Source organism: Paraburkholderia sp., from assembly GCF_035948235.1.
Taxonomy (GTDB): Bacteria; Pseudomonadota; Gammaproteobacteria; order Burkholderiales; family Burkholderiaceae; genus Paraburkholderia.
In genome coordinates, this window is sequence record NZ_DASZJJ010000295.1 from 12100 (window position 1) to 37201 (window position 25102).

26 protein-coding genes are annotated in these 25102 nt (G+C 64.1%); 13 read left to right on the forward strand and 13 right to left on the reverse strand.

Going from position 1 to position 25102, the window contains the following annotated elements:
* Positions 1–5: 5 nt before the first annotated feature.
* Positions 6–1343 (reverse strand): MFS transporter, encoded by a 1338-nt coding sequence (locus VG320_RS26100; RefSeq protein ID WP_327202960.1) that lies wholly within the window; start codon positions 1341–1343, stop codon positions 6–8.
* Between the two features lie 203 nt (positions 1344–1546).
* Here VG320_RS26100 and VG320_RS26105 point away from each other — a divergent pair, with 203 nt between their 5' ends.
* Positions 1547–3130, forward strand: a complete 1584-nt coding sequence (locus tag VG320_RS26105) for an aldehyde dehydrogenase (NADP(+)) (RefSeq protein ID WP_327202961.1) — start codon at positions 1547–1549, stop codon at positions 3128–3130.
* Between the two features lie 77 nt (positions 3131–3207).
* On the opposite strand, the gene VG320_RS26110 is transcribed toward VG320_RS26105, so the two are convergent.
* Positions 3208–3957: a FadR/GntR family transcriptional regulator gene (locus VG320_RS26110; protein ID WP_327202962.1), complete on the reverse strand. Its 750-nt coding sequence runs from the start codon at positions 3955–3957 to the stop codon at positions 3208–3210.
* A 577-nt stretch (positions 3958–4534) separates the two neighbouring features.
* Here VG320_RS26110 and VG320_RS26115 point away from each other — a divergent pair.
* The 8 genes from VG320_RS26115 to VG320_RS26150 all read left to right on the forward strand — a co-directional run bounded on the left by VG320_RS26115 (position 4535) and on the right by VG320_RS26150 (position 10690).
* Entirely contained in the window at positions 4535–5140 is a 606-nt protein-coding gene (locus tag VG320_RS26115; RefSeq protein WP_327203010.1) for a c-type cytochrome, read from the forward strand.
* A gap of 79 nt (positions 5141–5219) precedes the next feature.
* Positions 5220–6494 carry a c-type cytochrome gene (locus VG320_RS26120; RefSeq protein WP_414696124.1) on the forward strand — a complete coding sequence of 425 codons (1275 nt, stop codon included), beginning with the start codon at positions 5220–5222 and terminating at the stop codon, positions 6492–6494.
* A gap of 32 nt (positions 6495–6526) precedes the next feature.
* A complete protein-coding gene (locus VG320_RS26125) occupies positions 6527–6709 on the forward strand; it encodes a hypothetical protein (protein ID WP_327202963.1) in 183 nt (60 codons plus the stop codon).
* Between the two features lie 17 nt (positions 6710–6726).
* The gene (locus VG320_RS26130; protein ID WP_327202964.1) at positions 6727–7314 is read left to right on the forward strand and encodes a cytochrome C oxidase subunit II; all 588 of its coding nucleotides are present in this window, start codon (positions 6727–6729) and stop codon (positions 7312–7314) included.
* Positions 7304–8929 carry a b(o/a)3-type cytochrome-c oxidase subunit 1 gene (locus VG320_RS26135; protein ID WP_327202965.1) on the forward strand — a complete coding sequence of 542 codons (1626 nt, stop codon included), beginning with the start codon at positions 7304–7306 and terminating at the stop codon, positions 8927–8929. Before VG320_RS26130 ends, VG320_RS26135 begins: the two co-directional genes overlap by 11 nt.
* On the forward strand, positions 8926–9717 hold the full coding sequence (locus tag VG320_RS26140) for a c-type cytochrome (protein WP_327202966.1): 792 nt from the start codon (positions 8926–8928) through the stop codon (positions 9715–9717). The genes VG320_RS26135 and VG320_RS26140 overlap by 4 nt, the downstream gene beginning before the upstream one ends.
* Positions 9718–9804: 87 nt before the next feature.
* Positions 9805–10236 carry an OsmC family protein gene (locus tag VG320_RS26145; protein ID WP_327202967.1) on the forward strand — a complete coding sequence of 144 codons (432 nt, stop codon included), beginning with the start codon at positions 9805–9807 and terminating at the stop codon, positions 10234–10236.
* Positions 10237–10312: 76 nt separating this feature from the next.
* Positions 10313–10690 carry a cupin domain-containing protein gene (locus VG320_RS26150; RefSeq protein ID WP_327202968.1) on the forward strand — a complete coding sequence of 126 codons (378 nt, stop codon included), beginning with the start codon at positions 10313–10315 and terminating at the stop codon, positions 10688–10690.
* Here the strand turns inward: VG320_RS26150 and VG320_RS26155 are convergent.
* From VG320_RS26155 to VG320_RS26175, 5 genes are all read right to left on the reverse strand, one after another.
* Positions 10673–11155: a lytic transglycosylase domain-containing protein gene (locus VG320_RS26155; protein ID WP_327202969.1), complete on the reverse strand. Its 483-nt coding sequence runs from the start codon at positions 11153–11155 to the stop codon at positions 10673–10675. The two genes, VG320_RS26150 and VG320_RS26155, sit on opposite strands and share 18 nt — an antisense overlap.
* Positions 11156–11170: 15 nt before the next feature.
* The gene (locus VG320_RS26160; RefSeq protein WP_327202970.1) at positions 11171–11518 is read right to left on the reverse strand and encodes a hypothetical protein; all 348 of its coding nucleotides are present in this window, start codon (positions 11516–11518) and stop codon (positions 11171–11173) included.
* A gap of 4 nt (positions 11519–11522) precedes the next feature.
* A complete protein-coding gene (locus VG320_RS26165; protein ID WP_327202971.1) occupies positions 11523–11936 on the reverse strand; it encodes a hypothetical protein in 414 nt (137 codons plus the stop codon).
* 256 nt (positions 11937–12192) lie between these two features.
* Positions 12193–13620, reverse strand: a complete 1428-nt coding sequence (locus tag VG320_RS26170) for a cytochrome-c peroxidase (protein WP_327202972.1) — start codon at positions 13618–13620, stop codon at positions 12193–12195.
* A 217-nt stretch (positions 13621–13837) separates the two neighbouring features.
* Positions 13838–15523: an alkaline phosphatase family protein gene (locus VG320_RS26175; protein WP_327202973.1), complete on the reverse strand. Its 1686-nt coding sequence runs from the start codon at positions 15521–15523 to the stop codon at positions 13838–13840.
* Between the two features lie 526 nt (positions 15524–16049).
* Here VG320_RS26175 and VG320_RS26180 point away from each other — a divergent pair.
* A complete protein-coding gene (locus tag VG320_RS26180; protein ID WP_327202974.1) occupies positions 16050–16307 on the forward strand; it encodes a hypothetical protein in 258 nt (85 codons plus the stop codon).
* Between the two features lie 178 nt (positions 16308–16485).
* Here VG320_RS26180 and VG320_RS26185 read toward each other — a convergent pair whose 3' ends face one another.
* Both VG320_RS26185 and VG320_RS26190 read right to left on the reverse strand, forming a co-directional pair.
* A complete protein-coding gene (locus tag VG320_RS26185) occupies positions 16486–16893 on the reverse strand; it encodes a DUF302 domain-containing protein (protein WP_327202975.1) in 408 nt (135 codons plus the stop codon).
* A 103-nt stretch (positions 16894–16996) separates the two neighbouring features.
* On the reverse strand, positions 16997–17941 hold the full coding sequence (locus VG320_RS26190; RefSeq protein WP_327202976.1) for a peptidoglycan DD-metalloendopeptidase family protein: 945 nt from the start codon (positions 17939–17941) through the stop codon (positions 16997–16999).
* Positions 17942–18438: 497 nt separating this feature from the next.
* Between VG320_RS26190 and VG320_RS26195 the strand changes: the two genes are divergently transcribed.
* On the forward strand, positions 18439–19056 hold the full coding sequence (locus tag VG320_RS26195) for a LysE family translocator (RefSeq protein ID WP_327202977.1): 618 nt from the start codon (positions 18439–18441) through the stop codon (positions 19054–19056).
* A 22-nt stretch (positions 19057–19078) separates the two neighbouring features.
* On the opposite strand, the gene VG320_RS26200 is transcribed toward VG320_RS26195, so the two are convergent.
* Positions 19079–20491: a PLP-dependent aminotransferase family protein gene (locus VG320_RS26200; RefSeq protein ID WP_327202978.1), complete on the reverse strand. Its 1413-nt coding sequence runs from the start codon at positions 20489–20491 to the stop codon at positions 19079–19081.
* A gap of 135 nt (positions 20492–20626) precedes the next feature.
* Here VG320_RS26200 and VG320_RS26205 point away from each other — a divergent pair, with 135 nt between their 5' ends.
* Together VG320_RS26205 and VG320_RS26210 are read left to right on the forward strand one after the other, a co-directional pair.
* A complete protein-coding gene (locus VG320_RS26205) occupies positions 20627–21955 on the forward strand; it encodes an aspartate aminotransferase family protein (RefSeq protein WP_327202979.1) in 1329 nt (442 codons plus the stop codon).
* 168 nt (positions 21956–22123) lie between these two features.
* Positions 22124–22372 carry a hypothetical protein gene (locus VG320_RS26210; protein ID WP_327202980.1) on the forward strand — a complete coding sequence of 83 codons (249 nt, stop codon included), beginning with the start codon at positions 22124–22126 and terminating at the stop codon, positions 22370–22372.
* A 63-nt stretch (positions 22373–22435) separates the two neighbouring features.
* Here the strand turns inward: VG320_RS26210 and pcaC are convergent, their stop codons facing one another.
* From pcaC to VG320_RS26225, 3 genes are read right to left on the reverse strand one after another with little or no spacing between them, the layout of a single operon-like run.
* Positions 22436–22837 (reverse strand): 4-carboxymuconolactone decarboxylase, encoded by a 402-nt coding sequence (gene pcaC, locus VG320_RS26215; protein ID WP_327202981.1) that lies wholly within the window; start codon positions 22835–22837, stop codon positions 22436–22438.
* Positions 22834–23625, reverse strand: coding sequence for a 3-oxoadipate enol-lactonase (gene pcaD / locus VG320_RS26220; protein ID WP_327202982.1), 792 nt, complete (start codon positions 23623–23625; stop codon positions 22834–22836). Before pcaD ends, pcaC begins: the two co-directional genes overlap by 4 nt.
* A gap of 4 nt (positions 23626–23629) precedes the next feature.
* Positions 23630–25018 (reverse strand): 3-carboxy-cis,cis-muconate cycloisomerase, encoded by a 1389-nt coding sequence (locus VG320_RS26225; RefSeq protein WP_327202983.1) that lies wholly within the window; start codon positions 25016–25018, stop codon positions 23630–23632.
* Positions 25019–25102 lie beyond the last annotated feature (84 nt).

A 25102-nucleotide genomic window follows, 5' to 3' on the forward strand; every position in this document is an offset into this window, starting at 1 on the left:
AAGCGTCAGTGTGCGCCACGATGGACAGATTCGGCTTCGTCGGTGAACGCGCGCCGCGACGGCTTGTTGCGTGCGAGGAACGACGCAGCGGCCGCAATCAGCGACGTCACACCCAGGCCATACAAGCCGCCCGCGATCGAACCGGTGTGCTGCTGCAGATAACCGAAGGTAGCGGGGGCAAAGAAGCCGCCCAGATTGCCGAGCGAATTGATCAGCGCGATCACGGCGGCCGCGACGCGGGCATCGAGATAGCCCTGCGGCAGCGGCCAGAACAGCGACGAAGCCGCCTTGAAGCCAATCGCCGAAAAACAGATCGCGACGAACGAGAACACCGGATTGGCCGAAGTCGAAGCGAACAGCCCGCACGCCGCAATCACCAGCGTGAGCGCGAGCCAGCGTTGCTGGTGGCGATACTTCGCGGACAGCAGCGCGAAGCAGTACATCGCGACAATGGCGATCATCCACGGAATCGCGTTGTAGAGACCCACCTGGAAGTCCGACAGCCCCCCCATCTTGCGGATGATGGTGGGCAGCCAGAAAGTGGCCGCGTAGATCGTCAGCTGGATCGCAAAGTAGAGGAAGCAGAACAGCACGATCTGCGGGTCGCGCAACAGACGCATGACCGGCACATGCGCGCCCGTGGCGGCTTCGCGCTCGGCCTGCTCGCGCGCCATGTAGCTTTCCAGCGCGCCCTGCTCTTCGTCGCTGAGCCAGTGCGCGTCGCGGATGCGCGACTTCAGCAGCAGCCAGCTTGCCGCACACAGCGCGATGGAGAAAGCGCCTTCGATCAGGAACATCCACTGCCAGCCGGCCAGACCCAGACCGCGCACCGACAGCAGCGCGCCCGTGACCGGCCCGGACAGCACCGAAGCAAACGCCGACCCCGCCAGAAAGATTGCCACGGCCTTGCCGCGTTCCTTCTGCGGCAGCCACTGCGCGAAGTAATAGACCACGCCCGGAAAGAACCCCGCTTCCGCGATGCCGAGCAGGAAGCGCAGCACGTAGAACGAAGTGTCGTTCTGCACAAAGGCCATCGCGCCCGCCACCACGCCCCACGTGCCCATGATGCGCGTCAGCCAGGCGCGCGCGCCGAACTTCTGCATCAGCATGTTCGACGGCACTTCGAACAGCGCATAGCCGATGAAGAACAGCCCGCTGCCCAGACCATACGCCGCCGCCGAGAGGCCAAGATCGGCTTCCATGTGGGTATTGGCGAAACCGACGTTCACACGGTCGATATAGTTCGCGATGAACATGATCAGAAACAGCGGCAAGACATGCCGCTTGACCTTGGCGCTGGCTGAATCCAGCAGCGAGTCGTAGCGGAAGGCGGAAGCGGACATCGAGGTTGTCTCCTGTCGGTGCATCGCACTGTAGTACGTTGTCTGATGACATCATAGCCAAGTCATCGGACAACTCCAATGTGGTGTTTACCCTTTATTTGCCTATTCCACATGGGATCTACCGCTTATTACTGCGGCGATTGTAGCGCAGCACGCTTATGTTGTACGATGACATAACTCATCTATCCGCGTCAGGAGACGACATGCAGATCACCGGCGACATGCTTATCGGAGGCCGCGCGGTGCGCGGCTCGAACGCGCCCCTGTTGGCCTTCAACCCCAGCACCGGCGAAGACATTCCCACGCCCGCCTTCGGCAGCGGCACTGCCGACGACGTCGCGCAGGCCTGCGAGCTGGCCCGCGCGGCCTTCGACACGTATCGCCAGTTGCCGCTCGCCACGCGCGCGGCCTTTCTCGAGCGCATTGCGGACGGCATCGCCGCGCTGGGCGACGCGCTCACCGAACGCGCCCATGCGGAAACCGGCCTCCCGAAGGCGCGCCTCGAAGGCGAGCGCGGCCGCACGGTCGGCCAGTTGAAGCTGTTCGCTCAGGAAGTCCGTCAGGGTTTGTGGCTCACGGCGACACTCGATTCCGCCCTGCCCGAGCGCAAGCCGCTGCCGCGCCCCGATCTACGGCTGCAGAAGATCGCGATCGGCCCTGTCGCGGTGTTCGGCGCGAGCAATTTCCCGCTCGCGTTTTCAGTGGCGGGCGGCGACACGGCGGCTGCGCTGGCCGCAGGCTGCCCGGTAGTCGTGAAGGCACACGGCGCGCACCTGGGCACGTCCGAAATGGTGGGCCGCGTGATCCAGCAGGCCGTCAAGGAGATGGGCTTGCCCGAAGGCGTGTTCTCGCTGATCGTTGGCGCGGGTCGCACCGTTGGCGAAGCGCTGGTCGCGCATCCAGCCATCAAGGCCGTGGGTTTCACCGGTTCGCGCGCAGGCGGGACGGCGCTCATGCGCATCGCCGCGCAGCGCCCGGAGCCGATTCCCGTCTATGCGGAGATGAGCAGCATCAACCCGGTTTTCCTGCTTCCGCAGGCGCTTGCTGCACGCGGCGCGGCTATCGCGCAGGGCTTTGTGGATTCGCTGGTGCTCGGCGCGGGCCAGTTCTGCACGAACCCGGGCCTGGCGATCGCCATCGACAGTCTGGCGCTGACGCAGTTCGTCGATACGGCTTCGAGCGCACTTGGCGGCAAGCCGGCCCAGACCATGCTCACGGCGGGCATCCACGCGGCGTATGAGCAAGGCACGCAGCGGCTGGCGCAAACGTCTGGCGTGAGCGCGCTCGCACACGGTCAGCCGGAAAGCGGCCCGAACCAGGCCTGCGCCGCGCTCTTCGTCACCGATGCGCAGACCTTTCTCGCGCAGCCCGCGCTCGAAGACGAAGTGTTCGGCCCGGCCTCGACGCTGGTGCGCTGCAAGGATGAAGCGCAGTTGCTGGCGGTGGCGGAACACTTCGCGGGTCAGTTGACCGCGACGATCCAGATGGACAACGACGACCTGGGCGCCGCGCAGCGCCTCGTGACGATTCTCGAGCGCAAGGCGGGACGCCTGCTCGTCAATGGTTTTCCGACCGGCGTGGAAGTCACGCATGCGATGGTGCACGGCGGCCCGTTCCCGGCGACCTCCGATAGCCGCGCGACTTCGGTGGGCACCAGTGCGATCGAGCGCTTCCTGCGCCCGGTGTGCTATCAGGATTTCCCGGCGGGTTTGCTGCCCGAGGCGCTCGCGGAGAACAATCCGCTTGAGCTGTGGCGACGCAGGAATGGCGAACTCGTGCGCGGATAAAACCTCACGCATATACGCAAAACAGCGCGCAAATCAGCGGCCGGAGATGGCCGCTGATTTTTTATGGGCTTGACGCCTCAAGCCGTTTCGCCGGCCGCCGTTGCCGCACGCCGCAGTCTTTCGCGGCTGCTCGACAGATGCATGCGCATCGCGGCGCGCGCGCCTTCGGGATCGTGACGTGCGATGGCTTCGAAGATGCTCTCGTGCTCGCGGTTCACGAGTTCGGCATAGGCTTTCGGGTCGCTGTGCGCGATGCCGGCCGAGTCGATGCGATGGCGCGGAATCAAGGCCGCGCCCATTTGCGTGAGGATATCGACGAAATAACGGTTGCCCGTGGCGCGCGCCACGGAGACGTGAAATTGCAGATCGGCGCCCGCGCTGTCACCGCCCGCGCGCGTGGCCGCCGAAATCGCATCGAGCGCCGTGCGGATCTGCGCAAGATCGCGCTCGCTCGCGCGCTGGGCGGCCAGGCCCGCGCATTCGGTTTCGAGGCTGATGCGCAGTTCGAGCACGGAAAGCAGATCGTTGAGCGTGCTCGCGGGCACGACGTCGAGATCGAGCGGCTCGCGGCGCGGCTCCAGCACGAAGCTGCCGATGCCATGACGCGTCTCGATCACGGACATCGCCTGCAGGCGCGAAATGGCTTCGCGCACGACGGTGCGGCTCACGCCCAGCAGGGTCATGAGACTGCTTTCGGTCGGCAGTTTGTCGCCGGGTTTGAGTGCGCGCGAGGCGATCTGCTCGTTGACGTAGTGGACAACGTGTTCGGCGAGATTGCGATTGCGGGGCGGACGGTTGAGCATGGGCGCGGCGAGCGGATCGGCCATCGTCCTCTCCTTGGTATGCGGGTTTCGCATCATTATACGTCGTCGGACAACTGTGTGAGCGAGCCGCAATCTTACGGCGCTTGCAGGGCCAAACGACATGAGGATCGCGTGGCGAAGTCATCGGACAACCCAGCTTCCGGCGAGTTCTGAATATCGCCTCACATGTTGGCGATGCGACCGAACATTACTTCGCACTCCGTGACAATCGATATCGATCGTTTAAACGCCGGATACCATTCGTGTTAGCAAACATCTATTTTTAAGGGATAAACGTAAAGAAACGGCCTTGCCGCGTTGCGCACATTCATCGCGACGACTTTTGTTTTTACTCATAATCTGCCGCAGAGGATGCGCGCCGGAACGCAGTCGCCCTGTCTGTCACCCCACAACCGCACGACACCTCAACTGATATCGAATCGCAACGCGCTTGTGTTAGCTGAAGTTAGCTGGACCACCATCCGCAACGAGGGAATCATTGAGCCATCGCATCGTCCGCCTGGTCATCAGCGCTCTCGCGCTCGCGTTGCCGGGCGCACTCCCGCATGCGGCGCCACCCGCCGAGCGCGCGCCCGACACCATGCAGGCCCGCGTAATGGGCTGCGCAGCGTGCCACGGCGCGCATGGCGAAGGCACCGACAACGATTATTTCCCGCGCCTGGCCGGCAAGCCCGCGGGCTATCTCTACAACCAGTTGATCGCGTTTCGTGACGGTGGCCGCAGCTATCCGCCGATGAACTATCTGCTGGCGTATCTGCCGGACGCCTACCTCAAGCAGATCGCCGACTTCTTCGCGCAGCAGCATCCGCCCTACCCGCCGCCCGCCACGCCCAAGGTGGACGCCGCCATGCTCGCGCTTGGCAAATCGCTCGTGACGAACAGCGCGCCCGAGCGCAATGTGCCCGCCTGCGCGGCCTGCCACGGCGCCTCGCTCACCGGCATGCAGCCCGCGATTCCCGGCCTGCTCGGTCTGCACGCGGAGTACGTCAGCGCGCAACTGGGCGCGTTCCGCTACGGCACGCGCCGCGCCGCCAGCCCGGATTGCATGCACGATATCGCCTCGCATTTGGCCGAGCGCGACATCACGGCCATCGCCGCGTGGCTGGCCGCGCAACCCGCGCCCGCCGATCCGACGCCGTCCGCGCCCACGCCGCTGCCGCTCGCATGCGGCAGCGTCCCCCACTAGCCGAGGCCTCGACGTGCGAAAACTTCGATCCCTCACCGCTCGCATCTTTGCGCCGCTGGCCTTGTGTTGCGCCATCGCGCTGGGCGCGCACGCGCAAAGCGCCGCACCCTCAGCCAACGCCGCCGATGCGGCCAGCGCCGTAGCCGCCGCAGCAAGCGCCAACGCAAAACCCATCGCAACCGGCGCGATGCAGATCGCGCGCGGCGAATACCTCGCGCGCGCGGGCGACTGCATCGCCTGCCATACGGTGCCTTCAAAGCAGATGTTCGGCGGCGGCCGGCCGATGGAAACGCCGTTCGGCACGCTCTATACGCCGAATATTTCTTCGGATAAAGAGTTTGGCATCGGCGCGTGGAGCGCGGACGAGTTCTACCGCATGCTGCACGAAGGCAAATCGCGCGACGGAACGCTGCTCTATCCCGCCATGCCGTTCGCCTCGTACACCAAGGTCACGCGCGCCGACTCCGATGCGATCTATGCCTACCTGATTTCCACCTCGCCCGTGCATCAGCCCAATCGCGCGCATACGCTGCGCTTTCCCTATAACCAGCGCTCGCTGTTGATCGGCTGGCGCGCGCTGTTCTTCCGCGCAGGCGAATTCAAGCCCGATCCGAAACAATCGGTCGAATGGAATCGCGGCGCGTATCTGGTCGAAGGGCTCGGCCACTGCACGATGTGCCACACGGAGATCAATGCGCTGGGCGGCAATTCGGCGTCGAAGGAATTCCAGGGCGGCCTGATTCCCCTGCAGAACTGGTACGCGCCCTCGCTCACGTCGAACAAGGAAGCGGGCCTTGGCGACTGGAGCATCGACGATATCGTCGATCTGCTACACGCGGGCGTGTCGAATCGCGGCGCGGTGTACGGACCGATGGCCGAAGTCGTCTACGACAGCTTCCAGTACTTGAGCGAAGACGACGTGCGTGCGGTGGCGGTCTATCTGAAGTCGCTGCCGGGGCATTCGAACGAAGTCGATAAATCGCCCAAGAGCCCGTTCGTGAATGAAGAGGCGAATCGTCTGGCGCCGCTCGGCAAGAAGATTTACGAAGCGCAATGCGCCGTCTGCCACGCGACGCAAGGCGAAGGCAAGCTGCCGCATTTCCCGCCGCTGGCGAACAATCAGTCGATCCAGATGAATTCGGCGGTCAATCCCATTCGCATGGTGCTCAACGGCGGCTATGCGCCGGGCACAAAGAAAAACCCGATGCCCTATGGCATGCCGCCGTTCGCGCAATCGCTCTCCGACGAGGAAGTGGCCGCCGTGGTCACCTATATCCGCACCGCGTGGGGCAATCATGGCGCACCGGTATCCGTGAAGGAAGTCAATGCGCTGCGCTCCGCGCCGCTGTTCTGAAGCGAACCGAAACGAGCTGAATTGAGGCCGCGATGATCGAAACACCCGTGCCCGAGCAACCGGGCGAGCGTCCGCAACACGAGCAGGTCGACGAGATCGTGCGCCAGGGCCCGAGCGGCGCGCTCGCGCTCGCCAGCATCGCTACGGCCATCGTGGCGGCGCTCTGGTTCGCGTTCTACTTTCTCGTGTTCCTGCCTCGCGGCGTGATCCACTAACCACGCAAACCGCCTACATGTCCACACATCCGACCGATCCTGGTGGCAGCCACGCCAGCGCCGAAGTCGCCGCGCGCGTGGAGCGGCGCTGGGCCATGCTCATGGTGGCGCTCGTCCTCGTGCTGGTGGCGATGGTGATTTTCACCGGCCTGCACTGGGCCATGATGCCGCCCTCGCGCGTCGAGACCATCAACCCGGAAACGCTGCACGTCTCCGGCGAATTCGTCGAAACGAACCTTGGCAGCGCGCTCGAACCCGACGGCTCCGTCACCGTGCGCGTGCTCGCGCAGCAGTACTCGTTCACGCCGCAATGCATCGTGGTGCCCGCGGGCGTGCCCATCACCTTTCGCGCCACCAGCGCCGACGTCGTGCACGGCTTTCTCGTCACCGACACCAACCTCAATTCGATGGTGGAACCGGGCTACGTCTCCACGTTTCGCACCACATTCACCCAGCCCGGCGATCATCTGATGCCTTGCCACGAGTATTGCGGCGCCGGTCACCAGGGCATGTGGGCGCATGTGAAGGTTATCGATCGCGACGCCTTCATGCAGATGGCCGCGTTGCCGGAGAACCATTCGGGGAGACTGAGCTGTGTTAAATAACAAGCGACTCGTGCTCGCCCATTTCTGGCTTGCGTTCGTGCTGTTTGGCGTGGCGCTCCTGCTTGGCGCGTGGCAGATGCTCGTGCGCAGCCCGCTGCATCCCTGGCTTAAGGACCCCGAACTTTATTATCGATCCGTCACCGAACACGGCACGGTGATGGGCTACGCGTTTCCCACGCTCATTGCCATGGGCTTTGGCTACGCGGTGAGCGAACTCGCGCTCAAGCGCCCGCTGGTGGGCGTGCGCTTCGCGTGGCTCGGCTTCATCCTGCTCGCGCTGGGCGCGGTGACGGCTTCGGTGCCGGTCGCGCTCGGTCGCGCATCGGTGCTCTATACCTTCTATCCGCCGATGATCGGCAACGTGTTCTATTACATCGGCGTGGTGCTCGTGGTGGTCGGCTCGTGGGTCTGGGTCGCGTTGATGAGCGTGAATCTCGCGGCGTGGAAGCGTGACAATCGCGGCAAGCCCGTGCCGCTGGCGATGTTCGCCACCACGGCGGGCGCCTATCTGTGGGGCTGGACCGCAGTGGGCGCGGCCATCGAAGTGCTGTTCCAGATCCTGCCGGTCGCGCTGGGCTGGCGCAACACCATCGACGCGGGCCTCGCGCGCGTGTTCTTCTCCTGGACGCTGCACGCCATTGTGTATTTCTGGCTGATGCCCGCGTATATCGCTTATTACACGATCATTCCGCGCGCGATCGGCGGACGGCTCTATAGCGATTCGATGGCGCGCATCTCGTTCATCCTGTTCCTCGTGGTGGCAATGCCGATCGGCCTGCATCACCTCTTCACCGATCCGCAGGTCGGTTCGGGCTTCAAGTTCCTGCAATCGGTCTTCACGGCGCTCGTGGCGGTGCCCACGTTGCTGACCGTGTTTACGATCTGCGCCTCGGTCGAAATCGCCGGACGGCTGCGCGGCGGCAAAGGTACGTTCGGCTGGATCGCGAAGCTGCCCTGGCACAATCCGCAGATGCTCGCACTGGCGTTCTCGTTCGTGATGCTGGGCTTTGGCGGCGCGGGCGGCCTCATCAACATGAGCTACCAGCTCGATCAGCCGATCCACAACACCCAATGGGTCACGGGTCATTTTCACCTGATCTATGGCGGTGCGATCGTCATCATGTATTTCGCCATTGCCTACGATCTGTGGCCGCAACTCACGGGCCGCGCGCTCAGCAACTGGCGGCTCATGCGCTGGCAGTTGTGGCTGTGGTTCATCGGCATGATCGTGACGACGTTTCCGTGGCACCTGGTTGGCATTCTCGGCATGCCGCGCCGCATGGCCTATTTCGATTACAGCGATCCCGCGCTCGCGGCGCAGGCCAGTCTCGTGACGATTTCGGCGATTGGCGGGTTGATACTCGTGATCTCGGTGGTGCTGTTTTTCATCGTGCTGCTGCAAGGCCATCGCAGCGCCGTGCAGCCCGCCGAGGACTACCGCTTCAGCACGCCGGTGCATGAATCGCCCACGCTGCCGGTGGCGCTCAACAGCTTCGCGTTATGGATCGTGCTGATGGTCGCGCTCACGGTCGCGAACTACGGCTATCCCATCGCGCAACTGCTCGCCACACCGGATACGGCCGTGCCCGCCATTCCGATCGGAGCACCGCGATGAGCGACGAACGCCTGTTCTCGTTAAGCAACGTCTGGTTTCGCGCGAGCGTCGGCGCGACGATTCTGGTGCTGGTGGTGTCGGCGTTGATCGGCTTCGTGTGGCTGCCTTCCGCGCAGACTGACCCGCAATTCCAGGGTATCTGGAATGCGATCTGCAGCGCAGCGGGCGTGCCGCGCCAGTGGTATCAGGCAAGCGCGACGGTGTCGCCCGGCTACAAAGTCAGCACGGTCGAACTCGCGCCGCACATGCTGGACGGCGCGACCAGCCTTTCGATTGGGCGCGGCGCGACGCTGTCGCTGCGCTGTACGATGTGTCACGGCCAGCGCGGCATGAGCGAAGCGAATTCGCCGAATCTCGCGGGGCAATATGCGAGCGTGGTCTATAAAGAGCTACTGGATTTCCAGAGCGGCGCGCGGCAAAGCGCCGTAATGTCGCCGATGGCGCAGAATCTTTCCGATCAGGACATGCGCGATCTGGCGGCGTATTACGCGTCGCTCGCGCCGTTCGCGCATCTGCGCGGCGATCCGCCCGCGATCGTCGCGCACGGCGCACCGCTGCGCAATATTCCCGTCTGCGCGGCATGCCACGGCGGCGTGGACAGCAAGGTCGGCAGCCCATGGCTCGACGGTCTGCCCGCGGCCTACACGAAGGCGCAACTCGCAGCGTTTGCAAATGGCACGCGCCACAACGATATTTCCGGGCAGATGCGCAATATCGCGCGCAATATGACTGCGGAAGAAATCGACGCGGCTGCCGCGTGGTACGCAGGCAGCGCCAATCCACAGTAAAGAGTCCCGCAGACGAAATCCCGTTCCCCTCGCGCGCGGCACGCCGCTTGCGCGCTTCATTCCCCCAACCCATCGCGGAGAGACATCATGCACAAGACGGCAAGCGCCAAATGGCACGGCGGCATCAAGGACGGTCAGGGCAGCATTTCGACCCAGACCGGCGTGCTGCGCGACGCACCGTATGGCTTCGCCTCGCGTTTCGAAGGCGGTCCGGGCACCAACCCGGAAGAACTGATCGGCGCGGCGCATGCGGGCTGCTTCACGATGGCGTTTTCGCTGTTCCTCACGGAAGCGGGCTTTAAAGCCGACAGCATCGAAACGAAATCGACGGTTACGCTGGAGAAAGTGGGCGAAGGCTTTTCGATCACGGCCTGCCAGCTCGACATGACCGCAAAGATCCCCGGCATCGATCAGGCGACCTTCGAAAAGCTCGCCACCGGCGCCAAGGAAAACTGCCCGGTTTCGAAGCTGTTTGCCAACAACGCAAAAATCACGTTGAACGCGAAGCTCGCAGACTAAACCCGCATTTGCAGTCACGCGGCGGACTGGCCACGCTCACCCGCGCCGGTCCGGCCGCTCTGGTGGAGAAACCGTCATGGCCATTCCTCATGCCGCACCGGGCGAGGTCTTCGACGTCCGCCCGCTTGGCGCCGCCCTCAAGAACGCGAAAACGATCACGCTGATTCGCGCGTCGCACCTCGAAGTCATCCGTATCGTGCTGCCCGCCGGCAAGCGCTTGCCGGAGCATCGCGCGCCCGGTGAAATCACCGTGTTGTGCGTGGAAGGCGTGATCCGCTTTTTCATCAACGGCGAAGCCCGCACGATGCACGCGGGCGACATGCTGTTGCTGAACACAGGCGAAGCGCACTCGCTCGAAGCGCTCGACGACGCCTCGATTATCGTGACGATTCATCTCGCGCACGCGAATCAGTCGCGCAGCGAGCCGGCAGGCCAATCATCGATTGGGCTGTAATTGCCCCCAGCTCACGAGAATCGCCTGAATACTGCGCGCGTAGGCGTCGCGCTCGCCGGGCGATTCCGAGTGATAAGCACCGATCGCGCGCCACGTGTTGCCGTAGCGCACCATCTTCTGCTTCAGAAGCCACGCGGCCACGAAGATATTCACGCACGGATCGGTCAGCGCGCGATGCGGAATGCCCTGACGCGCCAGCTCGGGAAAATGAATCGAATTGATCTGCGCCTGGCCGACATCGATCGAACCGTTGGTGTTGCGGTTCACCGCGGCCGCGTCGCCTTTCGATTCGCGCCACGCCACCGCGCGCAGCACGAGCGGATTCACGCCTTGATAGGCACCCGCTTTTTCGAAGCAGTCGTTTTCAGACGTTGCAGCTCTCGCCGACGAAACACCCAGCGCGGCAGCCGCAAGAAGCACAACGCCCAAGGCACGCATGCGCGCGCGAGACTTGTTTTCAGACATCGCCCGTTCCCCTGATTAATGCGCCAAGGCGACGTCGAGCTGGTGCTCGATGTCCTTGAGGTAGCTGCGCGACGCATCGGAGACCACGAGGCGCGCCGTCGGGCCGACGGGGCGCAAGTCGTGCTGGCGCAGTTTCTTTTTGTGCGAAGACGAACGCGGCGCAGGCACATCGCCGTCCTCGCTGTCCGAAGGCGGCAGCATGGCGAGCGTGGGCAGCGGCGGATAAACCTTGTCGTTGGCGGGCGCAGCGGAAAAGCCCGCCGAGGCCTGTAGACCCGCGCCTGCTGTGTCCTGCCCCGCCCAGGCGGTCGTAGCAGCGGTAGAGAGGAGCCACGCGGCTCCCGCGAAAGCGATCATGCGCATCCCGTCAGCCTCCCGATTGCGCAACTTGTGCGGCTTGCGCCGCCGGGCCCGACTGCAGCGGCTCGATCGACACGCTGTACGTCTGGTTCGCACCGGCCGTGAGGTTTTCCAGCACCGGCTTGTTAGCCTGATGCACCGGTACGCCCTTCCAGATGGCTTCGTTGATATAGCGAAGATCCTGGCCGAGCGCGGTCACGCGGATCAGCGCCGTGTGCTTCTGCGCGGCGGCCAATGCACCCGCCTTGGCAAGCACGGCGCTCAATTGCGGATCGCGCGCGCCGAGCGCATCGGCGGGAATATCGAAGCGCAGGATCGCGTTCGAAACAGCGGCCTTGCCAGCCTGCGCCGAATCGGCCGGATGCAATTGCGCGCAGCCTGTCACGGCAAGTACGGCGAGTAAGAAGACAACGCGCTTCACGTCCCAATCTCCAGAGTTGCATGGCTACATGCGCGTTTTCGGCCATTTTTCGTCCGACTTGATAGCCAGCCTGCAAACGTTTGCCAAAAAGGAAAAACTCGCTCGCGATACGCGGGCTAGGGGAACGTTGCTGCGTGAGAAATAGCCGTGCGTGCAGAGAATTGCTTCGCGTATTCCATCGCATTTGTCTAATGAAAACACAGCGGCCCGCACCGTGATGGCGCGGGCCGCTGACTAAAGGACCTGCAGATAACGCTTAATTCGACGCGGGCGGATCGTCGTTAAGCGTCTTCAGGAAAGCCTCGATATCGCGGATATCGTCGGCGCTCATGGCGGGCTTGTCGCCGAACTTGCGATCGAACGGCGCATCGGTCACATCCACGTTCTTCTGGAATTGCGGCGGAATATCGTCGTATTTATCGATCTTGCCGTCGGCGCCATGCGGATAGAACTTGCCCGGATCGGTATTGCGCTCGTTGTAGAACGCCATCACCTGATCGAGGTTGTGATAAATGCCGTTGTGGAAGAACACCGTACGCGTACTTGTGTTGCGCAGCGTCGGCGTGAGGAACATGCCGCAGTATTGCGTCTGGTCCTTGAAGTCCGCGCGGAACGGCCCGCATACGCCCAGATCAAAAAACTTCGCATCCTGGTTCTGTGCGAGCTTGCGATTGCGCGGTACGCCCAGCGCCTCGTACTGGTAATCGGTGAACATCGGCGGCAGGCCGTCTTTGCCAGGCTTCGACAAGTGGCAGCCGGCGCAATTCGCCTTGTCCGGATCGTTGAACAGACGCAGCCCATGCAACTCGGCCTGGCTTAGATGCGCACGGCCTTCGAGCCAGCGATCGTACTTGCTGTTATACGGATGGAACGACGGATCTTCCACCTGATAGCGCGAGATCGCGAACATCGCTTCGGCCACCGTCAGTTTGCGATCGTCAAAGATTCGTGCTCCGAACAATTCGTTGAAACGCTTTGCGTAGGGCGCTTTTTGCAGCTTGTCGGCAACCGCATCGACGCTGGTGTTGGCCATTTCCACCGGATTGAGCAGCGGGCCATAGGCCTGTTGCTGCAGCGTGTCGGCGCGACCGTCCCAGAACAGCCCGCCCTGCGGCACCATTTCCACCGAGGTCGAGGCGCCACCTGCCGTCTTCTGCGATTTCACGACATTGGCTGCGGCGGTAGCCTGCTGCGCGACCGTCGGGGCGTCGTCGTTTTCGCCTGCATCGGGGCCGATGCTGAAATTCGGCTGGCGATACAGGTACATCAGCGAAGGCGGCGGACGATAGCCCTGCTGCGCCATAGCGAGACCGCCCTTCTGCACGTCGAGTCCGTTGGGCGGCCCATAAGCGTGATCGGGGCTATGACACGACGCGCACGACTGCTTGCCCGAAGCGGAGAGCGTCGGGTCGAAAAAGAGCTGCTTGCCGAGTTGCGCCATCGCCGACAGCGGCGCGACCGGCGGGCGCTGCAGCACGACCGGATGCGGATTCGCGCCGGTCAGATTCTCGACGATCTCGCCCACCGGCTCGGGCACGCTGGCGGGAAACGCCGCGGCGTAGGCACAGAAACCCAGCGCGGCGATCACGACAGCGGCAGCGGCGCGCAGCACGAGGCGCGCGGGCTTCGCCGTCGCGCGAGGCTTGGGAGAAGACGGAGTGGGCGATGCGGAAAGCTCGGACATGAAGCGTTCTTCCTGGCGGGACAAAAATGCCGAAAGCCGTGGGCGCTCCGGTGATGACCGGTGGCGCGCGACACGGCGTCGGGCTCTACCTGCGCCGGTTCTCGTTAGCGGAACCGGCCTGAAAAACGGCGAAAACCCGGCGCGGGAGCCGGGTTCGCGCACGCTTCGAATCACGTCGATCGAAGCGCGCGGAACCGGGTCTCGCGCCGGGCAGCGATTACATCGCCGGTGCGGAGCTCAACTGCGTGCCGAGCGTGCCGTCGAGGTACAGCGGCGTCGTGTTGGCCGTGCCCGTCAGGTTCAGCATGCCGCGCATGTCGCCCGCCGTGGCGTCGAACGAACCGCCGCCCAGACGTGCACCGCCAAGCCAGTTGTCTTCGATGAAGCGCACCACCGAAGCCTGGTCGATGAAGGTGTGGTCGACGTAATTCGCCTTCGCATACGGCGAGATCACCACGAACGGGATACGCGTGCCCGGACCGCAGCGGCCGTTGACCGGCGCGCCCGTCACACCCGTGGGCTGCGTGCCCGAACCGCACACGCCGCTGCCGTTGAGCTGGTCGGCTGCCGCCATCGACGAGCGAACCGGCGCCATGTACTGATGGTCGTACCAGCCGTCCGAATCGTCATAGGTCACGACGACGAGCGTGTTCTTCCAGTCCGGCTGCTGCATCAGGAAGTTCACGACCTTCGTGACGAATGCCTGCTCGTCGAGCGGGTCCGAGTAGCCAGCGTGCGCGTCCTGTGCGGCCGGAGCCTTCAGGAAGTTCACCGACGGATAGTTGCCGGCCTTCACAGCGGCAAAGAAGTCATCCGTGTCGTACTGGTGGTTCGCCGGCTCAGCCGTCTTGCCGTCGGTTTCGAGGCTCGAACCGATCGCGGCCGTCGAGCTCGGACGCGTGTGCTGCGGGTTCGACGTCGACTTGAAGTACTGGAACCAGTTGTGGTGCGGGATGTAGTCGGCCGTTGCCGCGTTCACGGCGGTGGCGATCGTGCTGCGCTTGCAACCCGTGGTGCCGTTCGAGTTCACGGTCTGCAGGTTGAAGCCGCCCATGAAGCCGCCCCAGCTGATCTTCTGCGCGTTCAGCAGGTCGCCGATGTTGAGCGCGTTGATCATGCCCGAATCGGTCGTGCTCGAGCAGGTGTCATAGCCCGGGTCGACGTCGTTGATCATCGTGAGGCCGCCTGCGCCGTCCTGGATGTAATAGGACGAGGTCGTGGCCGTGGCCGGCTGCTTCGACGTGTTGACGAGTTCGAGACCGTTGGTCTGGCCCGACACCACTTCGAGCGCGCCCGGCGTCGACGGACCGTAGGTCGAGGTCCACGCGTTGTCGCTCATCGCGTACTTCTGCGCGTAGTTCCACAGCGCCGTGACGGTGTTGCCGTCGTAGTAGCCCATCACCTGGCCCTTCGTGCCGAAGGCGCCTGCGCCGCCGCTCGTGCCGCTACCCGTGTACTTCGGGAACAGGTCGAGCGCGCCGTTGTCGCCGGCTTGCTGCTCGGCCGTGTAGGCGTGGTTCTGGTCGGCGGTGGCGGCCTGCGAACGGTCCAGACGGAAAGGGTTGGCAGCGCCCGTACCGTTGTTCGTGTTCGTGAAGTTGGGGTTCGACGTGAGCAGCGAGCCCGACAGACCATTGACGCCCGGCGTACCCGAAGCGGCCGAGAAAGCCGGCTCGCCCGACGGATTCGTCGAGTTCGGATAGGTGGCGAAGTAGTGGTCGAACGAGACGTTTTCGCCGTAGATCACCACAAGGTGCTTGATCGGCGTGTTGGTCGCAAGCGCGTCTTGCGCGGACACGGTCGCAGCAGCCGACGACCCATTGTTCGAGTTGCTGCTGCCGCACGCGAACAGTGCGGCAGCAAGGCCAGCGCACGGCACGGCGAGTAATGCTCGGCGGTACATGTTGTTGGGCTCCATCGATTCTTCGAGTTGGTTTTAGAGTCCTGGACGCGTCAAAAAGACGTGTGGGCTTGCCTTTCGTATTGAGCGCGTTTCAGGTGATGCGCCAGACATCAGGGCGAGCGAATTACAACATCCGAACATGACTACACAGCGACCATTACATTTCCTTATCCTTTCGATATATTTCAATTCAGAAAGAAATGGGTGAAAAAAGCAACATGTGGGAAGGCGCGTTTTGTGTTCTTTCAGGCGCGAGCTATAACTGGAATTGCAGCGTGGACGTTCTCTGCGCGCCCGCTCTATCCCTTCTTCTTGCGCCGCGCCTCGCTGCGCCGTCTCCCGAACCGGCGGAGGCGAGTCCAACTCCGTAAGGCCTCTGGTAAGGCCTTAGCTAACACGTTCGGCAGCCTGGCGTCCGCGCCGGCATTCCGGCCTTCCTCTCGAGTGCGCACGGCGCGCAAGCGTCGCATGCGCGCGTCGGGGCATCGTGTCTCGTGGCCCCGGCGTTTCAAGAAGGAGTGTGGAAATGAAGATCCGATTGGCGTTTCTCGCCGCCATCGTGACGGTGGCGACCGCAACCGCGCCCGGGACGGCGCAAGCGAAGGACGAGCCCATTTCGCAGGACCGCGCGCATCAGACGATGACCGATGACGCGAACGCAAGCGCGCAGGCCGGCACCGATATGTCGTATGGCGGCATGCCCGATACGCGTGGCGCCTCGGGGCATCGCATCGGCAAGCCCTGCTGGCCTCGTTCGGACTGCGATATTTATTTCGGGCAGTGATTTTATGAAAATGAAGGCATTGACGCGACAGCGCGAAATGCCTTCATAGAAGGTGTTTTGTCGCTATATGGACTGACCGCCCGCCTTACATAAATCGGGCGCGGGTTCACTGCGCGCGAAAGAATAAGCGCGCAGCACGCCTCAATGATTTAACTGCCTGATTACGTGCGCGACAAACTCATTGCACCGTGTTCTGCAACATCCCGGCGATGCGTTGCAGCGGCGCGAGCAATTCGGGCGCGATAGCGTAGAGCGGCCCGAGCGTCTGCGCCACGTCGCGGTAGTCCACATGAGTGTGGCCCGTGTCGTCTTCCCAGACCACGAGGCGCAGCGGCAATTCGAGCGCCGAATGCGGATTGGCCGCCATGATCGGCGTGCCCGCCTTCGGATTGCCAAACAGGATCAGGCGCGTGCGACGCAGATCGAGGCCCGCGAGTTCTGCGGCCTCGCGCTGGTCCACGTCGGCGAATACGACGGCGCCCACGCCGTCGAGCGCGGTTTTGATACGGGCGATTGTCGCGTCGAAGTCGTGTGCGCTCTTGAGCGTCACGACGGATGAGGGGTGTTGCCCGTGCCCGGTCGTCATGGCTAGTGCTCCTTGGTGGAGGGTCACGCGTACCTGCGTGCTCTCGCACTGTAGTCCATAACGCTGACGCCCTGAAGACGAAAACCGCGCACGGCGGCGCGACTTAGAGCATCGGCGCGAGCTTCTGGACCTGCTGCGCGAACTGCGTCCTGTCGGTGCCGTCCAGCGCCGTGCGCACGGGCAGATCGACCGTGAGCGGGTCCTGCGGCACATTGTCGACGTGGACTTCGTAGTGCAGATGCGGGCCGGTCGCCCAGCCGGTCTTGCCGACGTAGCCGATCACCTGGCCCTGCTGCACCTTCGCCCCGGCGCGCAGCGACTTCGCGAAACGCGAGAGATGCGCGAAGGTCGTCGAATAGTCGCCGAAGTTCTGGATCTTGATGACGCGACCATAGCCAATCTCCCAACCCGCGAACGTCACCGTGCCTTGCGCCGTCGCGCGCACGGGCGTGCCGATGGGCGCGGCGAGATCGACGCCTTCGTGCGCCGCCCAGCGATGCGTGACGGGGTCCAGGCGCAGCGGCGAAAACTCCGACGACACGCGCGTGAAATTCACGGGATAGCGCAGGAAGGTCGGCGCGGCCGGCTGACCGTCGGCGGAGTAATAGAACGCCTTGCCGTCGAGCTTGCGAAAGAGGAACAGGTCGTGCGATTCCTTACCCGTCGAGATACGCATGGCGACGGGCGTGGCGCTGGCGTCCGACGCACCCGATGCCGCGGACGCAGCGGTTGCCGTGGCGGCAGTCGCGTCGTTACGGAACACGAAGCGCACTTCGCTGCCGGGGCGCAGATCGCGGCGGAAATCGACACGCCCTTCCAGCGCATGGGCGAGCTTCGCGACGGTTGCGGCGTCGATGCCCAACTGGTCAGCGGCTTCGGAAAAGCTATGCGTGACCTTGACGGTTTCCACATGGAAAGCGGGCGCGGCGGGAGGCGCGAGGACAGGAGCAGGAACAGAAGCGGCAACGGGTGCGGATGCACGACGCGCCAGCTGCTCAGGCATGTCGTCGGACGCGTGCAGCGAGACATCGACGGACTGGCTCGGCATCTGGTGCGAAAGCCATGCTGTGCAGGCCGTGCTGAGAGCGGCCACGATGAACGCTTTGCCCGCGACTCCCGAAGATGTCGTCGATACGAGCTTGGGCATCTACTGAATACGGATTGCTTTGACAGAAAGCCGCGCGCGAAGCGCCACTTTCGATGAGACACCGGCACCGTTGCAGCGCCGATGAGCGAAGGTACCGAGACTAAAGGACGTTTCTTAAGCGAATCTTAAAAAATGTCAAAAATGGTGTAACCCTGTTTTTAACAGGTTGATCGACGAAGTTTACAGATCGTTGATGAATGTTGTTGCAACCCCGTCGATCTACGGAATTTCGCGCGTATGCCACATGGCTGACGGTGACAGACAATCTGCCGAAATCGTCCCCCACTCCGTACCGGCGTCCGACTGACAATCTGTACCGGTACTGTACCGAAACCTCTCGCTACACTGGCTCGACACGATCGTCAGGATCGCCATCCTTTCCCTGGAGCCTTTAGCCCATGCTGCCCGAAATGCTCAGCGCCCTGCCCGCAGGCATGCTGTTCGTGGTCGTCACGTCCATCACGCCCGGCCCCAACAACACGATGCTGCTCACCTCCGGCGTCAACTTCGGCTTCCGGCGCACGGTGCCGCATATGCTGGGCATCAGCGCAGGCGTCGTGGTGCTCATGCTGTCGGTGGGCTTTGGGCTGGGCGAAGTGTTCCGGCGCATTCCGGTGCTCTATACGGTGCTGGAAACCGCGAGCGTGGCCTATCTGCTGTGGCTGGCCTGGAAGATCGGCACCTCGGGCGACATCAAGATCAAGACCGGCGAGCGCCGCCCCATGCGCTTTCATGAGGCCATTGCGTTCCAGTGGATCAATCCGAAGGCCTGGATGATGGTGCTCACGGCCGCCACCACGATCCGTCTGTCGACCGACTTCGGGCTGAACACCGTGGCGATGTCCGTGGTGTTCTATGTGGTCGGCCTGCCCTGCATCTGCGTGTGGGCCGCGTTCGGCACCGGCATGCGCCGTTTTCTCGCCGACCCGCGCCGCCTGCGCGCCTTCAACATCGTCATGGCGCTGTCGCTGGTCGCGTCGATGTATCCGTTGCTCGCGCATCTGCTGCAGCGTTAAACGGTTTCATGAGGATTACCGATCAACCCGCCTTGCTGACACGCTCGATAAAACGCCAGAGCGCGTCGTCGAGCGAATACGGCGCATTGAGGCGGAACCAGGCGCTGGCTTCGTCGTCAGGCCGGAAATAAGAACCGGGCGCGAGCCAGATGCCGTCGCGCAGCGCCGCCGTCGCGATCGCGCTGGCCCGCGAGGCCTCCACCGGCAAACGCACCAGCATGAAGAGGCCCGCGCGCGGCCGGCAGAACGGTTCGAGCCCGAGCGCATCGATACGGTCTTCCAGCGTCGCGTGCGCGGCCTTCAACTGCTCGTTGACGATTTCGACATGGCGCGTATAGCGCCCTTCCACCAGCACCTTGTCGACGATGCGCTCGATCGTCTCCGACGAAGTCAGCCCCACCGCCATCTTCGCGCGCGCGAGTTCGCGCAGCACATCGCGCTCGGCGACCACGTAGCCGCAGCGCAGCGACGGCGTGACCGTCTTCGAGAAGCCGCTCACGTACAGCACGCGGCGCAGTCCTTCCATTGCCGCCAGCAGCGGCGCCCCCGGCGGCGCGAGTTCGCGGCTCACATCGTCTTCCACCACCCACATGCGCTCGCGCTCGGCGATCTGCAGCAGGCGGAAAGCGTTGGCCATCGTGTAGGTCGCGCCGGTTGGGTTCTGCAACGTCGTGTTGACGAAGATCGCCTTCGGGCGGTGCGCAGCGACCTGCTGTTCGAGCGCGTCGATGTCGAGGCCCGCGGCTGTGCGCGGCACACCATGCACCGTGACACCGGCCAGCTTGAGGATCTGCAGCAAGTTGCAGTAGCCGGGATCTTCGACGAGCACCGCATCGCCCGGACGCAGCAGCGTACGGACGATCAGGTCGAGGCCTTGAGTCGCGCCCTGGGTGAGCAGCACGTTCGTAACGTCGATCGGCAAGCCCTGGCGGTCCAGTTGCGCGGCGATGCGTTCGCGCAGCGGCGCAAAGCCATAGGGATGCCCGTAGTCGCCCAGCCGCGCGGCGGGCACGCGGCTCGTCGCGCGCAAGGCATGGTGCAGGCCGGTTTCGTTGATCCACTCGGTGGGCATCCAGCCGCAGCCGGCCTTGATCGGCACCGAATGATCCGTGTATACGTCCGAAAGCAGCCAGGTGGCCGTGAGCGCGGGCGGCTGCCAGCCGGTGTCGGCGGCGCGCGGCGCGCTCTGGCGCGGCGCCACACGGTAGCCCGAGCCGCGCCGCGCCACCACCAGCCCCATCGAGACCAGGCGGTTATACGCGTCCGTCACCGTATAGGTGGACAGTTCGTGCGATTGCGCCAGTTGACGCACAGACGGCAGCAGCGCGCCGGAGCGCAGCGAGTTGGTCTCGATGGCCTGCGCAAAGGCCCGCACCAGTTGCTCGACGAGCGTCGCGCCCGCTGCGCGCCCGCGTTCCAGTTCAAATTCGATCATAGGGAGCTAAAGAGGTCGACCAATACAGTTGCGGCAGATTGTCCAGCACGGTTATCAGCGCAGTATAGAGACTGTATATGCCGCCCTTCAAGCGCGGACGCTACATTCTGTCCAACCACTTTGGAGGAGAAACCCATGACTTCGCGCCCCGTCATCGACGATCTTTCGTCGTTCTGGATGCCTTTTACGGCCAACCGTCAGTTCAAGGCCGCGCCGCGCCTGCTGGAATCGGCCAAGGGCATGTACTACCGCACTACCGACGGCCGTGAGGTGATGGACGGCAGCGCGGGGCTCTGGTGCGTGAACGCCGGTCACGGCCGCGACGAAATCGTCGCCGCGATCGCCCAGCAGGCAGGTAAGCTCGACTTCGCGCCCACCTTCCAGATGGGCCACCCGCTCGCTTTCGAGGCCGCCAGCAAGATCGCGGAAATCATGCCCGAAGGCCTGGATCGCGTGTTCTTCACGAACTCGGGTTCGGAGTCGGTCGATACGGCGCTGAAGATCGCTCTCGCCTACCATCGTTCGCGCGGCGAAGGCCAGCGCACCAAGCTGATCGGCCGCGAGCGCGGCTATCACGGCGTGGGCTTCGGCGGGATTTCGGTTGGCGGCATCGGCGCGAATCGCAAGACGTTTTCGGGTCAGCTGCTGCCGGCCGTCGATCATCTGCCGCACACGCATAACCTCGAACACAACGCCTTCACCAAGGGCCAGCCGGCCTGGGGCGCGCATCTTGCGGAAGACCTCGAACGCATCGTCGCGCTGCACGACGCGTCGACCATCGCCGCCGTGATCGTCGAGCCGGTGGCCGGTTCGACCGGCGTGCTGATTCCGCCGCAAGGCTATCTGCAACGTCTGCGCGAGATCTGCACAAAGCACGGCATCGTGCTGATTTTCGACGAAGTCATCACGGGCTTCGGCCGTCTGGGCAAGGCCACGGCGAGCGAGTACTTCGGCGTCACGCCCGACATCATCACGATGGCCAAGGCGATCAACAACGCGGCCGTGCCGATGGGCGGCGTCGCGGTGAGCCGCACGATTCACGACACGGTGGTCAACAGCGGCGCGCCGGGCGCGATCGAACTGTTCCACGGCTACACGTATTCGGCGCATCCGCTGGCTGCTGCTGCCGCCATCGCGACGCAGGATCTGTATCGCCGCGAAGGCCTGTTCGAGCGCGCACACAGCCTCGCGCCGAAGTTCGAAGCCGCCGCACACGCGCTGTGCGACGCACCTCATGTGAAGGACGTGCGTAACCTGGGTCTCGTTGCGGGTATCGAACTGGATTCGCGCGACGGCGCTCCGGGCGCGCGCGCCTATGAGGTGTTCGTGAAGTGCTTCGAAGCGGGCGTGCTGATCCGCTTCACGGGCGACATTCTGGCGTTCTCGCCGCCGCTCATCATCACCGAAGAAGAGATCGAGCGCCTGTTCGGCACGGTGCGCGAGGTGCTGGCGAAGGTGCAGTAACGCGTCCTGCGCTTCAGGCTGATCCAGTCCGACGCAACGGCCCGCTCGCTTCGAGCGGGCCGTTCTGCTTTCTGCGCGCAACCAGCCGTCCGATCACGGATCGCGCACGGCGCGCGGCATCGGCGTATGGTTTTGGATTAGGGCAACCGCAAAGCGGGAGGAATGGCGATGAGGACACCGATCCGCGTGGGCGCGCATATCGAAGGCGTCCATTGGGTGGCCGAATATACGGCGGCGACACACGCGATCCGCGTGTTCCGCGAAGGCCACGAGCTTGAAACGATCGCGGCGCCGCCAGCATTGCTGGGCGAAGAGGAGGAAGCAGGTTCGGCCAGCGACGAGGCCAGCCGCGCCGAAGACGCCGCGGTGCTTGCCGTGCTGCGCCAGTTCGTGGCGGAGCGTGAAGCCGAAGAGTAAGCAGCTACTGAGGCGCGTGGCGCTAGTGCAACTTGTGCAACCCGCGCGCCTCGTCACCCACTATCAGGCCGGCTTGTCAGCGGCCGGAGCGTCTTCCGCGCGGAAGATCGTATCGGCGAGATGGAACGCCGAGTTGGCCGCCGGCACGCCGCAATAAATCGCGGTCTGCAGCAGCACTTCCTTGATTTCGTCGCGCGTCACGCCGTTGTTTTTCGCCGAGCGCAGATGGAGCGCCAGCTCCTCGTTGCGGTTGAGCGCGACCATCATCGCGATCGTCAGCAGGCTGCGCGTGTGGCGCGGCAAGCCCTCGCGGGTCCAGATCTCGCCCCACGCATAGCGCGAAATGAGCGTCTGGAATTCTTCGGTCAGCTCGGTGCGATTGGCGATCGAGCGATCGACGTGCGCGTCGCCCAGCACGGCGCGACGCACTTTCAGTCCGGCTTCGTAGCGATCGTCTTCGTTCATTTCGACTCCAGCAGGAAATTCAGCACCACCTTGTTGAACTCGTCGGTCAGCTCGACGTTCGAGATGTGCGAGGCGTTCAGTTCGACATAACGGCCACCCTGCACCGCTTCGGCCAGCTCGCGGCCCTGCGCGGGCGTCGCGGCCAGGTCGTGTGTGCCCGAGATCACAAGCGTCGGCGCCTGGATCGACGGCGCTTCGCCACGCAGATCGGCGGCGTTCAATGCTTCGCAGTTCGAAGCATAGCCATCCTTGTCCGTGTGCACGAACACGTCGCGCGCCTGCGCGATCACGAGCGGATTACGCTCCATGAATTCCGCCGTGAACCAGCGCGGCAGCACCGCGTCCGCCAGCGCCAGCATGCCTTCGTTGCGGGCCTTCGCCGCGCGCGGCTCCCACACTTGCGGCGAGCCGATCTTCGCGGCCGTGTTGCAAAGCACCAGCCGATCGATGCGGCTCGCGAAACGCGCGCCAAGACCCACGCCCGTGAGGCCGCCCATCGACACGCCGCAGAAATGCGCGCGTGCAATACCAAGGTGATCGAGCAGGCCGATCACGTCGCCGGTCAGTTGCTCGATCGTGTACAGACCCTGCGGCGCGGCCGAGTGGCCATGACCCCGCGTGTCGTAGCGCAGCACGCGGAAGTGCTTCGAGAATTCGACCAGCTGCGGCGTCCACATCGACACGTCGCTACCGAGCGAATTCGACAGAACCAGCCACGGCGCCGAGGTGTTTTCGGCACCATCGATGCGGTAGAACAGCTGCGTGTCGTTGACGGCTGCATAAGGCATGCAATTACTCCTGATGAGTCTGCGATGAAGATGCGGGCGAGCGCTGCGCGGCCGTTGCATAAGCCGCGAGCACTGCGTCGACAAAGGCGTGCGCCTCGCCCACGTAATTGGCGGGATCGAGCAGCGCCTTCAGGCGCGCGTCGTCCAGGTGTTGCGTGACGGCGGGTTCTTCCGCCAGCACGTCGTAAAGCGTACGGCCCGACTGCACCGCCGATTTCGATGCGCGCTCAACGAGATGATGCGCGTCGAGCCGGCCGATGCGGTCGCCCAGCGCCAGCATCACCGCCTCGCCGAGAATCAGGCCGTGCGTGACGTCGAGATTGGCCGCGAGACGCTCTGGCCGCACTTCCAGGCCGCCCGCGATCTGTTCGATCTGCGCGAGCGCGCCGCCCGCGAGGCGCGCGAGTTCGGGCAGTGCGTCCCATTCGGCCTGCCAGCCGCCCAGCGCCCGTTCATGCTCCTGCACCATGCCCGCGAACACCGTGGCGACGAGTCCCGGCGCGCGCGTGGCGGCGGTCAGCACCGCCGCGCAACCAACCGGATTACGCTTGTGCGGCATGGTCGACGAACCGCCCTTGCCCGCTGCCGCCGGCTCGCCCAGTTCGCCGATTTCGGTCTGCATCTGCAGCGAAATATCGCGCGCGATCTTGCCGAGCGTACCGATCAGCATGCCGAAGAACGACGCCGCTTCCGCGATACGGTCGCGCTGCGTGTGCCACGGTAGTGCGGGCTGCGTGAGCCCAAGGTCCTTCGCGAGTTCGGCGCTCACCTTGGCGGCTGAAGCGCGCAGGCTCGCGAGCGTGCCCGCCGCGCCGCCGAATTGCAGCACCAGCGCGCGTTCGCGCAGCGCCGCCAGACGTTCGCGATGACGCAGCAGCGTGTCGAGCCACTGCGCGAATTTCAGACCGAGCGTGATCGGCAAGGCTTGCTGGAGCCAGGTGCGGCCAACAGCCGGCGTCGCACGATGTGCGCGGGCGAGATCGGCGAGCTTTTCGCAGGTGGCGTCAAGACCGCCTTCGATCAGCGCGAGCGCATCGCGCAATTGCAGCACCGTGGCCGTATCGATGATGTCCTGGCTCGTCGCGCCCCAGTGCACGTATTTAGCGGCTTCGGGATCGGCGTCCTTCACGCGCGCCGTCAATTGCTTGACGAGCGGAATCGCCAGATTGCCGCCCAGCGCGGCATCGCGCGCGAGCGCTGGCGCGTCGAGCTTGTCGGCCTTGCAGGTCGCAACGATGGCGGCCACGGCGCTCTGCGGAATCACGCCATGAACCGCCGAGGCACGCGCGAGCGCCGCTTCCACGTCGAGCATGCGCTGCAGCGTGGCGTCGGGCGACCAGACGGCGTTCATCGGCTCGGTGCCGCAGATCAGGCTCGTGAGGCGTTCAATCATGGATCGATATGAAAAAAGTCTGGATGCGCGCTACGGCAATGTTCGTACGCACATACAAAAGCAGATGGCGCGACGCCCGGCGAC

Coding starts and splice junctions, on each gene's coding strand:
- VG320_RS26180 (WP_327202974.1), top strand. CDS start 16,050: ATGAAGATCCGATTGGCGTTTCTCGCCGCCATCGTGACGGTGGCGACC.
- VG320_RS26110 (WP_327202962.1), bottom strand. CDS start 3,957: ATGGCCGATCCGCTCGCCGCGCCCATGCTCAACCGTCCGCCCCGCAAT.
- VG320_RS26145 (WP_327202967.1), top strand. CDS start 9,805: ATGCACAAGACGGCAAGCGCCAAATGGCACGGCGGCATCAAGGACGGT.
- VG320_RS26175 (WP_327202973.1), bottom strand. CDS start 15,523: ATGTACCGCCGAGCATTACTCGCCGTGCCGTGCGCTGGCCTTGCTGCC.
- VG320_RS26125 (WP_327202963.1), top strand. CDS start 6,527: ATGATCGAAACACCCGTGCCCGAGCAACCGGGCGAGCGTCCGCAACAC.
- pcaC (WP_327202981.1), bottom strand. CDS start 22,837: ATGAACGAAGACGATCGCTACGAAGCCGGACTGAAAGTGCGTCGCGCC.
- VG320_RS26160 (WP_327202970.1), bottom strand. CDS start 11,518: ATGCGCATGATCGCTTTCGCGGGAGCCGCGTGGCTCCTCTCTACCGCT.
- VG320_RS26100 (WP_327202960.1), bottom strand. CDS start 1,343: ATGTCCGCTTCCGCCTTCCGCTACGACTCGCTGCTGGATTCAGCCAGC.
- VG320_RS26205 (WP_327202979.1), top strand. CDS start 20,627: ATGACTTCGCGCCCCGTCATCGACGATCTTTCGTCGTTCTGGATGCCT.
- VG320_RS26200 (WP_327202978.1), bottom strand. CDS start 20,491: ATGATCGAATTTGAACTGGAACGCGGGCGCGCAGCGGGCGCGACGCTC.
- VG320_RS26105 (WP_327202961.1), top strand. CDS start 1,547: ATGCAGATCACCGGCGACATGCTTATCGGAGGCCGCGCGGTGCGCGGC.
- VG320_RS26115 (WP_327203010.1), top strand. CDS start 4,535: ATGCAGGCCCGCGTAATGGGCTGCGCAGCGTGCCACGGCGCGCATGGC.
- VG320_RS26185 (WP_327202975.1), bottom strand. CDS start 16,893: ATGACGACCGGGCACGGGCAACACCCCTCATCCGTCGTGACGCTCAAG.
- VG320_RS26150 (WP_327202968.1), top strand. CDS start 10,313: ATGGCCATTCCTCATGCCGCACCGGGCGAGGTCTTCGACGTCCGCCCG.
- VG320_RS26130 (WP_327202964.1), top strand. CDS start 6,727: ATGTCCACACATCCGACCGATCCTGGTGGCAGCCACGCCAGCGCCGAA.
- VG320_RS26140 (WP_327202966.1), top strand. CDS start 8,926: ATGAGCGACGAACGCCTGTTCTCGTTAAGCAACGTCTGGTTTCGCGCG.
- VG320_RS26190 (WP_327202976.1), bottom strand. CDS start 17,941: ATGCCGAGCCAGTCCGTCGATGTCTCGCTGCACGCGTCCGACGACATG.
- VG320_RS26195 (WP_327202977.1), top strand. CDS start 18,439: ATGCTGCCCGAAATGCTCAGCGCCCTGCCCGCAGGCATGCTGTTCGTG.
- VG320_RS26170 (WP_327202972.1), bottom strand. CDS start 13,620: ATGTCCGAGCTTTCCGCATCGCCCACTCCGTCTTCTCCCAAGCCTCGC.
- pcaD (WP_327202982.1), bottom strand. CDS start 23,625: ATGCCTTATGCAGCCGTCAACGACACGCAGCTGTTCTACCGCATCGAT.
- VG320_RS26210 (WP_327202980.1), top strand. CDS start 22,124: ATGAGGACACCGATCCGCGTGGGCGCGCATATCGAAGGCGTCCATTGG.
- VG320_RS26155 (WP_327202969.1), bottom strand. CDS start 11,155: ATGTCTGAAAACAAGTCTCGCGCGCGCATGCGTGCCTTGGGCGTTGTG.
- VG320_RS26225 (WP_327202983.1), bottom strand. CDS start 25,018: ATGATTGAACGCCTCACGAGCCTGATCTGCGGCACCGAGCCGATGAAC.